The sequence below is a fragment of the Catellatospora sp. NPDC049111 genome, assembly GCF_040648615.1.
GTDB lineage: Bacteria > Actinomycetota > Actinomycetes > Mycobacteriales > Micromonosporaceae > Catellatospora > Catellatospora aurea.
Genome location: NZ_JBEZEB010000006.1, coordinates 327,973 through 343,177 on the forward strand (window position 1 = coordinate 327,973; position 15,205 = coordinate 343,177).

The following is a 15,205-nucleotide window of genomic DNA, read 5'->3' on the forward strand; positions in this document are numbered from 1 at the left end:
GGGTGCCGCATGTCAGGCGCGCATGGCGACCAGGCCCGCGGCGCAGTCGCGGTGGCGCGGGATCCAGCCCAGCTCCGCCCGCGCCTTGGCATTGGACACCCGCATGCTGGTGGTGAACATCTTGTGGGCGTACGACATCGGGCGGGTGAGCCAGGCCGGGACGGTCATGGGCGTGGGGGTCCCGAACGCGGCGGCGACCGCGTGCACGTGCGCGCCGAAGCCCATCGGGGTGTCGTCGACGATGTTGTACGCCTGCCCGGGCCGCCCGCCCTCGACGGCCAGCGCCACCGCCCGTGCGGCGTCGGTCAGCTCGACCCACGGCAGCACCCGGCCGCGGTCGGCCACGGCCGGCAGCTTGCGCTTGTTCAACAGCTCCACCAGCGCCTCGGTGCCGCCGGGTCCGTAGAACAGGCCGAACCGCAGCGCGATGCCCTCGACGCCGTCCGCGCCGGTGATCAGTTTCTCCTTGGTGCGCATCGCGTCGACGTGCCGTTGCGAGTGCCGGTCCTGGCCGGCCGGCCCGAACGCGTCGTCCTCGGTGACGATCCGCTCGCCCATGTCCCGGTATCCGTATCCGAACACCATCGACTCGGCGATCATCCGCCGCGCGCCGGTGATCCGAGCCGCCTCGACCAGGTTGGCGGTTCCGGTGGTCCGCAGGGCGTCTGTCGCTGCCATGTCCGCGTGCTTCATCGGCGCGTGCCGCAGCGCGGTCGCGGCGTGCACGACCGTGTCGATCCTCAGGCCGTCCACGGCGCGCAGCAGCTCCGAGCGGTCCATCAGGTCCGCCACGACGCTGTTGCCCGGCCCCCGGCCCAGGCCCAGCACGCGGTATCCCGCGGCGGTCAGCTCCGCGGCGATGTGCCGGCCGAAGGCTCCGCTCGCCCCTGCCAACAGAACGTTCTTGGTGTCAGTCATGTCCAGGTGACAGGCCGGCTCCCCGGAAAGTGACAGCTCCCCGAGTGACCTGGGACACGAACACTCGCAGGGCGTCAGTCGCGTTGCAGGAGGCGGCGGCCGCATTCGAGCAGGGTCTGCCGCCGGGTGCGGTCGTCCAGGTCCGCCATCGCCGGGTCGCGGCTGGCGCCGACCAGGCCGCTGATGAACATGGCCAGGCCGATCCGGGTCTGCGGGTCCGGGTCGGGCCCGAGCATCAGGGCGCTGGTCTCGTCCCACCACTGGCGCATGGATTCCTGCTGGCCGAGCAGCCGGGTGAGGTACGGATCCTGCATCAGCACCACGAAGCCGGAGTGCTCGTGCAGCGCGATCTCGATCAGCCCGCCGAGGATCTCGTCGACTCGGGCAGCCCGGGTGCGGTGCGCCTCGGCGCGGCGCGTCACGGCGGGCAGGGCGTCCAGCAAGGGCTCGAGCACCTCGAGGACGATCTCGTCCTTGGTCTTGTAGTGGTAGTAGAGCCCGGCCTTGGTCACCCCGGCCTCGTCGGCGATGCCCTGCAGCGAGGTCGCCTGGATGCCGTCGCGGGCGAACAGGCGAAGCGCGACGGCCAGGAGCTGGTCGCGCCCGCCGCGGCGGCGCTGCGGCACGGCACTCATCGCGGTCGGCCTCCTCGCCAGTCGTCGAAAGGCCGCCACCTAGGGCCGTGAGCTGCGAGTGTGCGTCGCCGAGGCCGGGACGGCCACCAGAATGTGGGGTATGCCTCTCGGGTAACCAAATGTTAGCCGCTCGGCTTAGTCGACTTCTATCGTTCCTGGTCAACCGGTCGGCACACCCCCGCTGCCGCCCCCGGACACGGCAAGGAACTGATCATGGCGACGCTGCTCCACCGACTGGGACGGTTCTCCTTCCGGCGCCGCGGGCTGGTCACCGCCCTGTGGCTGGTGCTGCTGGCCGCCCTGGGCACCGGGGCGGCGACCCTGTCCGGGCCGACCAGCAACGCGTTCTCCATCCCCGGCACCGAGTCCTCCGAGGCTCTCACCGTGCTGCGCGAGAAGATGGGGGTCGGCGCGGACGACGCGGCCGCCCAGGTGGTGTTCACCGCCCCGGCCCAGGCGACGCTGACCGGCCCGGCCCAGCAGGCCGCGATCGCCGAAGCGGTGCGGGCGCTGCGTGCCGCGCCGCACGTGGCGCAGGTCAGCGACCCGTTCCAGAGCCGGACGGTGTCGCCCGACCAGCGCACCGCGTTCGCCTCGGTCTCTTACGCGGTGCCAGCGGGCGATCTGACCGACGCCGACCGGCAGGCCCTGTACGCCGCCGGACGCACGGCCGAGCAGGCCGACCTCGGGGTCGAGTTCGGCGGCACGGCCACCCAGCAGCAGTCCGCGGGCGGCGCAGCCGAGGCGATCGGCATCGCCGTGGCCGCGTTCATCCTGCTCATCACCTTCGGTTCGCTGGTCGCGGCCGGCCTGCCGCTGCTGACCGCAGTGCTGGGCGTCGGCTTCGGCATGGCAGGTATCCAGGTCGCCACCGGCTTCTTCGACCTGTCGTCGTCGACCTCGGCCCTGGCGACCATGCTGGGCCTGGCCGTGGCCATCGACTATGCGCTGTTCGTCGTCTCGCGGTTCCGCAACGAGCTGGCCGACGGCCACGAACCCGAGCAGGCCGCCGGGCGGGCCGTGGGCACCGCCGGGTCGGCGGTCGTGTTCGCCGGCCTCACCGTGATCATCGCGCTGGTCGCCCTAGCGGTCACCGGCATCCCGTTCCTCACCGCGATGGGCGTGGCCGCCGCCGGCACCGTGGCGGTCGCGGTCGCGATCACCCTCAGCCTGGTGCCCGCGCTGCTCGGCTTCGCCGGAACCAGGATCCTCACCAGGGACAACCGCCGGGGCATCGGCCGGCACCGCTCCCCCGGCACGATGCCGATGGGCGGGCACTGGGCGCGCGGTGTGCTGCGCCGCCGCATCCCGGCGCTGCTGCTGTCCCTGGGCGTGGCCGGTGTCATGGCCATTCCGGCCCTCGACCTGAACCTCGCCCTGCCCGACGACAGCACCGCCGCCGCCGACTCCACCCAGCGCCGCGCCTACGACCAGCTCAGCGAAGGCTTCGGCGCCGGCTTCAACGGCCCCCTGCTGCTGGTCGTCGAGGACAACCTCGGCGACGTCGGCACCGCCGCCGAGCAGTCCCAGCAGATCGTCTCCCGGCTGCAAGACGTGGTCATGGTCACCCCACCGACGATCAACGCCGCTCGCGACACGGCCATGCTGACCGTGATCCCGCGCGGCGGACCCGGCACCCAGCAGACCAAGGACCTGGTGGCCGCGATCCGTGACCACGCCGGCGAGGTGACCGCGTCGACCGGAGGGGACCTGGCCGTCACCGGCACCGCCGCGCTCAACATCGACGTGTCCGACAAGCTGACCGCAGCCCTGGGCCCGTACCTGGCGATCGTCGTCGGGTTGGCGTTCGTGCTGCTCATGCTGGTGTTCCGCAGCGTGCTGGTGCCGTTGAAGGCCACCCTCGGCTTCCTGATCAGCGTCGCTGCGGCGTTCGGCGCCCTGGTCGCGGTCTTCCAGTGGGGATGGCTCGCCGATCTGTTCGGGGTCGAGTCCACCGGCCCGATCGTCAGCGTCATGCCGATCTTCCTCATCGGCGTGCTGTTCGGCCTCGCCATGGACTACGAGGTCTTCCTCGTCACCCGTGCCCGTGAGGAGTACGTCCACGGCGCCACCCCGGACGAGGCGATCGTCACTGGCACCCGCCACGGCGCCCGCGTCGTCACCGCCGCCGCCCTCATCATGATCTCGGTGTTCGCCGGTTTCATCCTCACCGACGACACCATCGTCAAGTCCCTCGGCTTCGCGCTGGCCGTCGGCGTGGCCGTCGACGCGTTCCTGGTCCGCATGACCATCGTGCCCGCCGTCATGTCACTGCTGGGCAAGGCCGCCTGGTGGCTGCCCGCCTGGCTCGACCGGCTCCTGCCCAACATCGACGTCGAAGGCGAGCAGCTCGCCCACCGGCTGGCCGCCGAGCAGGCACCCACCGAGCAGACGGCCGTCGTACAGGCGCCTGCCGAACCGAGGTCGGCTGCGCAGTCCCCCGTCGCCGCCGTCGAGGAGCCGGCTTCGAGCTGCGAGTGCGACTGCGGATGCGGTTCCTGCGCCGGGGCTCGCCGAGCCCCGGCAACTGGTCGCCGCGAGGTGAACGACGAGCGTGGGCCCCGGAGGATTCTCCGGGGCCCACGTCGTCATGTCATCCACCAGGTGTCGGATCGGTCCGCAGCCGGTATGGATGCGCTAGCGGAGCGTCACCTCATCGGCGACCCTGGTACAGCTGCGTCACCTGGTCGGCGGTGAGTTCGTAGCCGTAGAGCCGGAAGTCGTCGATCAACCCGTCGAACCGCGAATCCCCCCAGCTCGTGCCGCCGATGAAGTTGGCCGTGGTGGTGCCGCCCACGCCGACGTCACCGATGCCGATGGTGAAATCGGTGCGGGTGGCCCGCAGGACGCCGTCGAAGTAGATCTTCCCGGTCGAGCCGTTCATCGTGAACACCACGTGCGTCCACGCGTTGAGCGGCAGGTCGTTGCCCGCGCCGAGCAGCAGCCGTTCCTGCGTGGCCACTCCGGCCGCCTTGAACGTCGCCCCGAATCCGGTGGTCGTGCCGTTCGTGGACGACTGGAGCAGGAAGAACGTGTCCGTGCTGCTGCCGATCTGGACCAGTGGGACCCAGCTCGGCAGCGTGTCCGGACGCGCCCAGAAGGACACGGTGAACTGCTCGTCCAGTCCGGACGCGATGTTGTCGGCCATCTTGACGTGGTTGTTTGTGCTCGCGGCACCGCCCGGCAGCGACACCGCGCTGCCGTACTTTCCGGCTGCGCTCCAGCCGGTCGTACCCAGGAAGGAGGCTGCGCCGATCGACGACTTCGCGCCGGTGTTCGCGGCGGTGGTCCCCGTGTTCTCGTCGAAGGTGTACCGGACGGCGACCCCTTCGTTGTACACCTTGGCGATGTCCGCCGCGGTCAGGGTGGACGTGTACAGGCGCACGTCGTCGATGAGACCGTCGAACGCGGCGTCCCCGTAGCCGTTGCGGCCCAGCCAGTTGTTGGCCGTCGGGCCGACCTCGGTCATGCCGACGGTGAGGTCGGTACGGGTCGCGATCACCACGCCGTTGAGGTACAGCGTGCCGATCGAGCCCTGCCGGGTGAAGGCCACGTGGTTCCACTGGTTGACGGCCACGTCCTGCGCCGGGGTGGCGAAGACCCGCTCCTCCGGGCCGGTCTTGCCCTTGAAGGTGACGGCGAGTCCGGTGCTGCCACTGGCCTGGGTCTGCATCTGGATCTGGTAGTAGCTCCCGGCGGAGCCGAGTCCGTCACCGATGTGGAACAGGCCGGTCCAGTTGGACTTCGTGTCGGGGCGGACCCACAGGCTGGTGGAGAAGTTCGCCGCGCCCTGCAGCAGGTTGTCCGGCAAGTCCACCGCGTTCGCGGTGCTGCCGCCGGGCAGGTTGACGGCCTTGCCGAGGACACCGTTGACGGACCAGCTGGTGGTGCCGGTCAGGACGGCGGACCCGATCGAGCCGACGGAGCCGGTGTTGGTGGCGGTGGTGCCGGTTCCCTCCTCGAACTCGTACCGCACCGGGATGCCCGTGGCGGGCGGCGGGGCGTTGTCGCCGACGATGACCAGGTCGTCGATCATCAGGCTGGCGCCACCGGTCCCTGCCAGCGTGAGCACCTGGGAGGCGGTCGCGGCGGTGAAGGTGCCGGAGTAGGTGGCGTAGGCGGCTGTCGACGGCTGGGCTGTCGTGGCGGTGAGCGTGGTGCTCAGGCTGCCGATCGACAGGCTGGCCGTCGCGGCGGCGGTCCCGGAGGACCGGGCGTCGCGGGCGTAGCGCAGCGATATCCGGTAGGTGGCTCCGGGGGTGAGGTCGCTGACGGTGCGCCGGATGTTGCCCGCGGTGCCCAGGGACAGCTGGTAGCCGGTGAAGCCGAGGCCGCCCTGGCCGGTGGCGTTGCCGCGCACCAGCTGGACCTGGCTCTGGACGGTCCACGGCACCATCCGGCTGTTGCCGGCGGCGACGTCGACGGTCGCGGGCGGGTTGTTGGTGCGCCACTCGGCGGGCAGGCGCGGGTACTCGAACTGGTCGACGACCCGCGGGTTGAGCTGCGTCATGATGACCGCGGGGTCGATCTTGATGATCTTCGCGACCGATGGGGTGCCGGCGGCGTCGAAGACGAACAGCATGTATGCGCCGGGCGGCGCGTAGTTGCCGTTGAGCGGCGACGTGATGGTGACCGTGCCGCCGGACTGGCTGAACGCCAGGTTCTGGAAGTTCTGGTCGTTGTTGAACCCGTGCGTCACCGAACCGTTGCGGACCAGCGCGACCTTGGAGACGGTGCCCGTCGCGGTGATCTGGAACGAGCCGTTGTAGCCGATCTTCGCCGGCGCGGTGTTGATGATCGGGCGCGGAGCGGCGTTGTTGCCGTCGAACAGGTACGACGGGGAGTAGTACTCCACATCGGTGTAGTTGCGCGGGCCGGGCGCGCCGCCGCCGCCGATCATGACCCGGCCGTCGGGCAGGAGCAGGGCGGTGGAGTGGTAGAGCCGGGCGTGCTCGGCCGGGATGACGACCTCGGTCCAGGCGCCGGTGTCCGGGTTCCAGATCTCGGGGTTGGTGACGTAGCCGCCGTTGCCGTTGTTCTCCCGGCCGCCGCCGGTGACCAGCACGCGGCCGTCGGGCAGCAGCGTCGAGGTCGCCCAGTGGCGCTGGTACTTCATCGGCTGGGTCGCCGTGACGACCGGGTTGGCGGTGCCGCCGGTGATGTCGACGACGAAGCCCGCGCGGGCGCCGTCGGGGCCGCCGCCGTTGCCCCACCAGCCGCCGCCGACCTGCAGGATCTTGCCAGGGCGGAACATCGTGGCGGTGGACGTGGCACCGACCGGGTTGCCGTTGGCGCCCTGGTTGGAGATGTTGGTGGGCAGGGTGCCGCGCAGCGTCAGCTGACCGGTCCCGCTGTTGCCGTACGGGTTGAGCTCGTACATCTGCGTGCCGGTGATGTTGAACAGGGTCCCGGTGGTCGGGGAGACGAACGCGCGCGGGTACCACCAGCGGTTCTCGTCGGCGCCGGCGTGGTCGGAACCGCCGTCACCGTACGCGGCCGAGTTCGTGGCCCCGGTGAGCTTCTTCCAGCCCGAGCCCTGCTCCGGGGTGTAGATCTCCGGGGTGAGCACGCCGCGCCCGCCCGGTCCACCGGTGAGGCTGCCACCCTGCACGACGACGTCGCCGTTGGGCATGGTGGTGCCGGTCGGGTACCAGCGGGGGTAGTTCATGGGCGCTTCGTTCTGCAGCCCGTTGTTGGTGGTGTAGCTGGTGACGCCGATCGCGCCGTCGTTCGGGGCGTTGCCGCCCATGCCGTCGTCGCCGCCGACCGTCATCGTGGAGTGGTCGTGCGGGGACTGCACCTGCATGGCGCAGAACAGGTCGGTGTACGTCGTGTTCGGCAGGATGCCGTTACGCACGTTCGCCAGGGTCCGCGGCGTGGCCGGGTCCCAGACGTCGACCTCCATCTGGCCGCCCTGTGTGACCCCGTCGTTGCCGGTCCAGTCGTACGGCGTGGTGTCGTTGGCCCAGCCGCCGACGCTGCCGAAGGACTGCACACGTCCGTCGGAGGTCAGCGCCATGTTGATCGGGACCAGCGGCCACGGGGTGACGCCGCTCCAGGAACCGGCCTGGTCCTTGACCGGCGGCGAGCAGTCGCCGGCCAGCAGCTTCGCGGCGTAGGCGAGGCCGTTCTTCATCTGGGCGAGCATGTAGGACTCGCTGTACGCGGTGCCCTCGTGACCCATGGAGGTGTACCAGGACCGGCCGGAGTCGATCGTCTGGCACCAGGTGACCGGGTGCATGGAGCCCTGGCGGCCCATGCCGTAGGAGGACTCGTCGGCCTGGATGAGGGTGCGCACCCACGGGGCCGGGTTGACTACCCAGTCGTACCACTCGTCGCTGCGGGTGAGGCTGGCCGTAACGCCCTGGGTGAGCGGGTGGCTGGTGTTCGTCACGAACACGCGGCCCGGCCGCACGCCCGGGTTCTCCGGGTGTCCTTCGGAGACGGCGCCGACGAGGCGGGCGTAGAACGGGTTGACGTCGTGCTCGCTCTCGCCGACCGACCATCCGGTGTAGTGCAGGCCCATGAAGCCGCCGCCACCGCGGATGTAGGCCTCCAGCGCGGAGCGCTGCGAAGCGTTGAACAGGACGCCACCGGTCTGGGCGAACACGACCGTGTCGCGGATGGCGAGGTTGGCGGTGTTGAACGCCGCCGGGTCGTCGGTCTCCTGGATGTCCACCGGCTGGCCGTACTGCGTGCCGAGCTGGGCGGCCAGGTCGCGCACGGCCTGGCGGGCCTGCACGTTGGAGGCGTGGAAGTTGGGCTTGTAGAACAGCAGGATGCTGAGCCGGCCGTCGTTGTCGGGGGCTGCGTGGGCCGCGGTGGGTCCGGTCAGCAACCCGGCGATCGTGGCCAGCGCGACGAACGCCGCGGCGGCCCGACCAGACAGTCCGCGGAACCGTCGGTCGAGTTGCGCAAATAGGAGGGAGCGGGCAGACCTGCGGGGCACTTTCATAAGAGATCCCTTGAGGTTCGGCGGGCGTGGCGGCGAGGACGGCCGCCGCCACGGGAGCCTGAACGTAAGACACTCGTGAATAGGCTGTCAAGAATTGTGTCCACGTACGTGAACCGAGTTTTAACAGCGTTCTCATATGCGAACCACAACTCGTTCCATTGCGACCGTCCGTCGCAACCCGACGGACACATGCAGCGGCGTGGCGGTGTGGTCACCGGGCGTCGCCTGCCGCCGGCGGACCACTCGTCGAGCGGTTACATCTTTTTTGATGTGCTCACATCAAAAAAGATGTAACCGCAGATCGCGGCGCTGTCGCTCAAGCCCTCACCCCGAGTGCAGACGGCGGCCGATACCGAGGCAGGCCCGCCGGAAGATCCGGCGGGCCTGCCTCGTCAGGTCACCCACATCGCTCACCGTCGTGGTGAGCTGAGCTCATCGCAGCTCGGCGATGACGGTCTTGAGCTCGGTGTAGTCGTCCAGACCGAACGAGCCGAGCTCGCGCCCCCAGCCCGACTGCTTGAAGCCACCGCGCGGCAGGGTGACGTCGTCGGCGTGCCACGTGTTGAGCCAGACCGTGCCGGCCCGCAGGCGGGCGCCGACGCGGTGCGCGGTGCCGATGTCGCGCGACCAGACACCCGCGGCGAGGCCGTACACCGTGTTGTTCGCGGCCGCGACGACCTCGTCCTCGGTGTCGAAGGGGATCGCCGTGACGACCGGGCCGAAGATCTCGTCGGTCTGCACGGCCATCCGCTCGTTCACGGCCGTGATGAGCGTCGGCTGCACGAAGAAGCCGCGATCGCCGACCGCGTCGGCGCTGCCCGCGTTGAGCACCGCGCCCTCGGCGACCGCGCCCCGGATGTAGCCCAGCACCTTCTCGTGCTGCTCCTTGGAGACCAGCGGGCCCATGTGCGAGGTCGGATCGAAGCCGTCGCCCACCTTGATCGCACGCGCGGCCGCGGCCACCCCCTCGACGACCTGGTCGAAGACGTCGCGCTGGACGTAGAGGCGCGAGCCGTTGACGCAGCACTGCCCCTCGTTGAAGTAACCGCCCAGCACCGCCCCGGCGATGGCGGCCTCGATGTCGGCGTCGTTGAAGATGATGTTGGGCGCCTTGCCGCCGAGCTCCAGGGAGACCTTCTTGAGGTTGCCCGAGGCCGCGGCGGCGATCTTCTTGCCGACCTCGGTGCTGCCGGTGAAGGCGACCTTGTCGACGCCGTGGTGGTCGACCAGCGCCGCCCCGGTGTCACCGAAGCCGGGCAGGATGTTCACAACGCCGGCCGGCAGGCCGGCCTCCAGCAGGAGCTCGCCGAGGCGCAGCGCGGTCAGCGGGGTCTGCTCGGCCGGCTTGAGGATGACGGTGTTGCCCGCGGTGATGGCCGGAATGATCTTGAAACAGGCCATCAGCAGCGGGAAGTTCCACGGCACGATGCCCGCGACGACGCCGACCGGCTCGCGACGGGTGTACGCGTGGAACTCGCGCCCCGGCACGGACATCGGGATGGTCGTGCCCTCCATCTTGGTCGCCCAGCCGGCGAAGTAGCGGAAGAGCTCGGCGGAGGTCGCGACGTCACCGTCCCGGGCCGCTTCGACGCGCTTGCCGTTGTCGAGGGCTTCCAGCTGCGCGAACTCGTCGGCGTGGGCTTCGATCAGGTCGCCGATGCGCCACAGCAGGTGGGAGCGGTCGCGCGGGGTCATCCTCGCCCACGGGCCGGACTCGAACGCCGTACGCGCCGCCACGACCGCACGGTCCACGTCGACAGCGGACGCGTACGCGACCTGGACCAGCACCTCCTCGGTCGACGGGTTGACGGTGTCGAACGTCCTGCCGTCCTTCGCGTCCACCCACTCGCCGCCGATGAGCAGCTGCTTGGGCGAGGACAGGAACGATCGGACGGCGGGCAGGAGTGCGGAGTTCTCGTTGGACATGGTGGCCTTCCCTATGTGCGAATACCGTGGTCGTGACACCGGAGCGGCATCGGTTACTTGATGATCGACACTTTCGACCAGTCGAGGGTGAGTGCGACGGCGACGACGATGATGACGCCGTACAGGATCTGCTCGTAGGCGGACGGCACGCCGACGATCGGCAGGCCGACCCGCAGCAGCGTCACGACGAGCGCTCCGGCGAGGCTCCGCCAGAGGCTGCCGTGGCCGCCGGTGATGGCGGTGCCGCCGACGACGATCGCCGCGACCGCCGGCAGCAGCAGGTTGTCGGCCATGGTCGGGCCCCCGCTGTACTGGCGGGAGACCAGCATGACCGCGGCGAACCCGGCGCACGCGCCGGAGACGCAGAACGCGCCGATCTTGACCAGGTCGACGGGCGTTCCGGCGAGCCGCGCGGCCGACTCGGAGTAGCCGGTGGCCGAGATCCAGCTCTGCAGCGGGGTCGCCTTCAGGACGGCGGCGATCAGGGCCACGACGAGCAGCGCCATCGCGGCTGACATCGGCACGTAGCCGCCGAGGTAGAGCTCGAGCCACGCGACCGGGGTGTCGTCGACCACCCGCACGGTGCCGGCGCCGGAGACGACGAGGGCGACCGCGGACAGGATGCTCATCCCGCCCAGCGTGACGATGAACGACGGGATCCGCAGCAGCACGTGCGCCAGTCCCTGCACCGCGCCGATCGCCGCCGCGACGGCGATGACGACCGGGGTGGCCAGGCCGCCTAGGGCCGGCAGCCAGAGGGCCAGCAGGACGGTGGTCAGCGAGGCCAGTGCCGCGATGGACAGATCGATGCCACCGCACAGGACGATGAGCGTCGCCCCCGCGGCGAGCACGATGAGCGGCGCGGCGGTCCGCGCCACCGCGGTCAGGCTCCGCGCGGTCAGGAAGTCCGGGTCCGCGACGGCGAGTGCGGCCACCAGCGCCACCAGGGCGATGAGCGGCATGAACCCGGTGAGTCGCTGCGCTGGGCGGGGGCCGGTCTTGCCGGTCGCGGGTTCGGCGACCGGCTGCACGGCGACGGGAGTGCTCATACCATCTCTTTCACGAGGTCCAGAGGGCTCGGCTTGCCGCCGTTGGGGCAGGCGACCTCGGCCACCACCCGGCCGTCGTTCATGACCAGGATGCGGTCGGCCATGCCGATGGCCTCCTCGAGGCTGTCGGCCAGCAGCACGGTGGCGACCCCGTTCGCCGCGAGCTCGCGCATCAGGCGGTAGACCTCCGAGCGGGCGCCGATGTCCAGGCCGCGCGTCGGGTGGTCCAGCAACAGCAGCCGGATGTCGCCGCCGACCAGCCAGCGGGCCAGGACCACCTTCTGCTGGTTGCCGCCGGACAGCCGCTGGATGGGGGTGTCACGGCCCGGCGTGCGGATGGACAGCCGCTCGATCCAGCGGTCCACCAGTCCGGCCTGTTTCCCGGGTGCCACGAACGGGCCCGAGCAGCGCGCCTTCTGCTTGGTCAGGGTCATGTTGTCGGCCACCGACATCGGGCCGACCATGCCTTCCGTCTTGCGTTCGGCCGGCACGTAGCCGATGCCGGCGGCGCACGCGGCACGGGTGTTCGGCAGGCTGATCTTCTTGCCGTCCATCCGGATCTCGCCCCCGGTCGTCGGCTCCGCGCCGAACAGGGCGCGGCAGACGTCCTCCCGGCCGGATCCGTGCACGCCGACGATCGCCACGATCTCGCCTGCCGCGACGTCGAGGTCGATGTCGTGGAAGGTCTGGCCCGACAGGCCGCGCACGGACAGCCGCGGCCGCTCGGCCTCGACCGCCGTGGCGGCGTTCTCGTGGTAGTGGTCGTCGGACCCGGTGGAGCCGATCATCATCCGGTGCAGCTCGCGCGGGACGGCCCCGGCCGTGGCGACCTCGCCGACCGACTGGCCGTTGCGCAGCACCGCCACCCGGTCGCACACGTCGAGCACCTCGTCGAGACGGTGCGAGACGAACACGACCGAGGCGAACTCGCGCAGCCGGCGGATCTGCGCGAACAGGGTTTCGATCTCCTTGGACTCCAGGACCGAGGTCGGTTCGTCCAGGATGATGACCGGCGGGTGCTGGCTGCGCTGCTCGATGCGCAGTACCTTCGCGATCTCGACCATCTGCCGGTCGGCGAAGGACAGCGAGTCGGTGCGGGCCAGCGGGTCGATCTTCGAGCCGATCTTGTCGAGCTGCTCCTGGGCCAGGCGGCGCATGACGTCCCAGCGGTAGACACCGCGCCGGACCGCGCCCCCTTCCCCGCCGAGCAGGATGTTCTCCGCCGCAGTCAGGTTGGGCACCAGCGACTGCTCCTGGAACACCATCCCGATGCCGTGGTCGGCGGCGTCGACGACGCTGCGCAGCTTGACGGCCTCGCCGCGGACGTAGATCTCGCCGGCGTCGGGGGTGACCAGGCCGACCAGCGCTTTGAGCAGCGTGGACTTGCCCGCGCCGTTCTCGCCGGCCAGGCCCAGGACCTCGTGCTGATGGACGACCAGGTCGACGCCGTCGAGCGCCTTCACGCCCGGGTAGTGCTTGACGAGGCCGCGGACCTCCAGCGCCGGCACCGGCGCGGACGTGGTGGGCTCCCGTTCGGCTGGGCCGCTCACTTGACCACCTGGTTTCTGCGACGCTGGGGGATGACCGCGGCGGCGACCGCGGCCACGACGATGAGGCCCTCGACCCCGCCCTGCCAGTACGGGCTGACGCCGATCTGCACGAGACCGTTCGTGAGCACCATGACCAGCACGACGCCCACCGCGGAGTGCAGGACGCCGCCCCGGCCCCCGGTGAGCAGGGTGCCGCCGACGACGGCGGCGGTGATCGCCGAGAAGTCGTATCCGTTGCCGGCCTGGACGAGACCTGCGCCGAGCTGGCTGGTCACCATGACCCCACCCAGCCCGTAGAAGGCCCCGGCCAGGGCGAACACCGCGACCTTGTACGGCTTCACCTTCACGCCCGACAGCGTGAGCACCTCCTCGGCGCCGCCGATCGCGAAGGCGTACCGGCCGAGCCTGGTGTAGCGCTGGATGAGCCAGCCGACCAGGATGCACGCGGCGGCGATCCAGGTGAGGTACGACAATCCCAGGAAGCGCTCGATCGCCCAGCTCTTGAGCATGGTGTCGGTGATGTTGGGCTGGACGCCGGCGAACAGGAGAGTCGCGACGCCGAGCCCGATGGCCGACACCCCGAGCGTGGCCATGAACGAGGGCACCTTCAGCAGCACCAGCGCGAGCCCGCTCAGGCAGCCGAACGCGCAGCCCAGTACGACCGCGACCGCGATCCCGAGCAGCCCGAGGTCGTTGTCGTTGCGGTTGTTGGCCACCAGCAGCGACACGGTCAGGGCGGAAGCGCCCATCACGCCGGCGGCCGACAGGTCGATGGACCCCATCATCAGCACGAACGTGATGCCGCAGGTGACCACGGCGAGCACCGCGGCGGCGTCCACGATGTTCTGGACGTTCTCGATGCTGCGGAACTGCGGGCTCAGGGCCGCGAAGATCAGGAAGAGGACGACCAGCGCGACCGGAGGCCCGGCGTCTCGAAACGCCGCGCCCCGCCGGAAGATCCGGCGAGACGCGGCGGTCCCGGATGTGACCGTCACTTCAGGGGCCCGGCCACACGCTTGAAGACGTTGGCGCAGTCGAAGTCCGACGGGTTCGTCTTCGGCTGGGCGAAGTCGGCGGCGTTGTCCTTGGTGATGAGGAACTGCTCGGCGAAGAACGCCCGGTTGTCGGCCGCGATGTCCTTGACCTGCAGCTTGCCGGTGGCGACGCAGAAGCCGATCGCCAGGCCGATGCCGCCCTGCCAGGTGCCGTCGCTGGACACCGTGGCGGTCATGGAGCCGTTCTGGACCGCCGTGACGGCGTCGGGCACGGCGTCGATGCCGACGACGGCCACCTTGCCGGCCTTGCCCGCCTGCTGCAGTGCCTCCAGGGCGCCGAGCGCCATGTCGTCGTTGGCGGCCCAGATGCCCTTGACCTTGTCGCCGTGCTTGGTCAGCAGCGTCTTGGTGACCGTCAGCGCCTCGGCACGCGAGAAGTTGGCGGTCTGCTGGTCGAGCAGCTGGACACCGGAGTTCGCCTTGAGCGACTCCTGCAGGCCGGCGAACCGGTCCTTGGCCGCCGCGGTGTCCAGGACGCCCTGCAGCGCGATGATGCCGCCCGAGCCGCCGATCGACTTGGCCAGCGCGTCACCGATCTGCTTGCCGGACTCCACACCGTTGTAGGTGATGTGGCTGATCCACGTCTGGTAGTCGGCCGGCTTCAGGTCGGCCGGCTTGTTCCACTGGGTGACGAGGAACGCGCCGGCCTTGTCGGCGCCCTTGACGATCGGCGCGGTGTCCGAGTCGCCGTTGGGGAGCACGTTCATGACCAGGCACTTGGTGTCCCCGGCGAGCAGCTGGCTGATCTGCTCCTGCTGCTTGGTGGAGTCACCGCCGTAGGTGAGGCGCTGCTGGGTGAGGCCGACGGTCTTGGCGAAGGCGTCACCGCCGGCCAGCCACGAGGCTTCGTAGGGGTTGGACTCGTTGCGGACCTGGCCGACCAGCTTGACGTCGGCCGGCTTGCAGGCGCCCGCGCCGGCGGGGCCGTTCTCCCCGGCCGGGGCCTCGCTGCAGGCGGCCAGGCCGGCGGCTGCCAGGGACAAGGTCAATAAAACTGCGGTGGGACGGAACGCGATCTTCACGGATTGTCCTCGATCTCTTCAGTGCCGGAGGATCCGGCGGTGGGTGGCACAAACAGAGAGCGAAAGCTGCCGCCGGGTGGGCTTGGTGGCGACAG

Annotated in this window: 9 protein-coding genes; 1 reads left to right on the top strand and 8 read right to left on the bottom strand. The window is 70.3% G+C overall.

The window, feature by feature from the left end; genetic code table 11:
• Nucleotides 1-12: 12 nt before the first annotated feature.
• A complete protein-coding gene (locus tag AB0B66_RS12095; RefSeq protein WP_360527068.1) occupies nucleotides 13-918 on the bottom strand; it encodes an NAD(P)-dependent oxidoreductase in 906 nt (301 codons plus the stop codon).
• A 74-nt stretch (nucleotides 919-992) separates the two neighbouring features.
• Nucleotides 993-1,553 carry a helix-turn-helix domain-containing protein gene (locus tag AB0B66_RS12100; protein WP_360527071.1) on the bottom strand — a complete coding sequence of 187 codons (561 nt, stop codon included), beginning with the start codon at nucleotides 1,551-1,553 and terminating at the stop codon, nucleotides 993-995.
• 213 nt (nucleotides 1,554-1,766) lie between these two features.
• Here AB0B66_RS12100 and AB0B66_RS12105 point away from each other — a divergent pair, with 213 nt between their 5' ends.
• Complete coding sequence (locus tag AB0B66_RS12105; protein WP_360527074.1) at nucleotides 1,767-4,250, top strand: MMPL family transporter; 2,484 nt, start codon at nucleotides 1,767-1,769, stop codon at nucleotides 4,248-4,250.
• On the opposite strand, the gene AB0B66_RS12110 is transcribed toward AB0B66_RS12105, so the two are convergent.
• From AB0B66_RS12110 to AB0B66_RS12135, 6 genes are all read right to left on the bottom strand, one after another.
• Entirely contained in the window at nucleotides 4,207-8,508 is a 4,302-nt protein-coding gene (locus tag AB0B66_RS12110) for a LamG-like jellyroll fold domain-containing protein (protein WP_360527077.1), read from the bottom strand. The two genes, AB0B66_RS12105 and AB0B66_RS12110, sit on opposite strands and share 44 nt — an antisense overlap.
• A gap of 432 nt (nucleotides 8,509-8,940) precedes the next feature.
• Nucleotides 8,941-10,434, bottom strand: a complete 1,494-nt coding sequence (locus tag AB0B66_RS12115; RefSeq protein WP_360527080.1) for an aldehyde dehydrogenase family protein — start codon at nucleotides 10,432-10,434, stop codon at nucleotides 8,941-8,943.
• A gap of 53 nt (nucleotides 10,435-10,487) precedes the next feature.
• Complete coding sequence (locus AB0B66_RS12120; RefSeq protein ID WP_360527083.1) at nucleotides 10,488-11,483, bottom strand: ABC transporter permease; 996 nt, start codon at nucleotides 11,481-11,483, stop codon at nucleotides 10,488-10,490.
• Nucleotides 11,480-13,033 (bottom strand): sugar ABC transporter ATP-binding protein, encoded by a 1,554-nt coding sequence (locus AB0B66_RS12125; protein ID WP_360527086.1) that lies wholly within the window; start codon nucleotides 13,031-13,033, stop codon nucleotides 11,480-11,482. The genes AB0B66_RS12120 and AB0B66_RS12125 overlap by 4 nt, the downstream gene beginning before the upstream one ends.
• Nucleotides 13,030-14,028 carry an ABC transporter permease gene (locus AB0B66_RS12130; protein WP_360527089.1) on the bottom strand — a complete coding sequence of 333 codons (999 nt, stop codon included), beginning with the start codon at nucleotides 14,026-14,028 and terminating at the stop codon, nucleotides 13,030-13,032. The genes AB0B66_RS12125 and AB0B66_RS12130 overlap by 4 nt, the downstream gene beginning before the upstream one ends.
• Nucleotides 14,025-15,110: a sugar ABC transporter substrate-binding protein gene (locus tag AB0B66_RS12135; protein ID WP_360527092.1), complete on the bottom strand. Its 1,086-nt coding sequence runs from the start codon at nucleotides 15,108-15,110 to the stop codon at nucleotides 14,025-14,027. Before AB0B66_RS12135 ends, AB0B66_RS12130 begins: the two co-directional genes overlap by 4 nt.
• Between the last annotated feature and the right edge of the window lie 95 nt (nucleotides 15,111-15,205).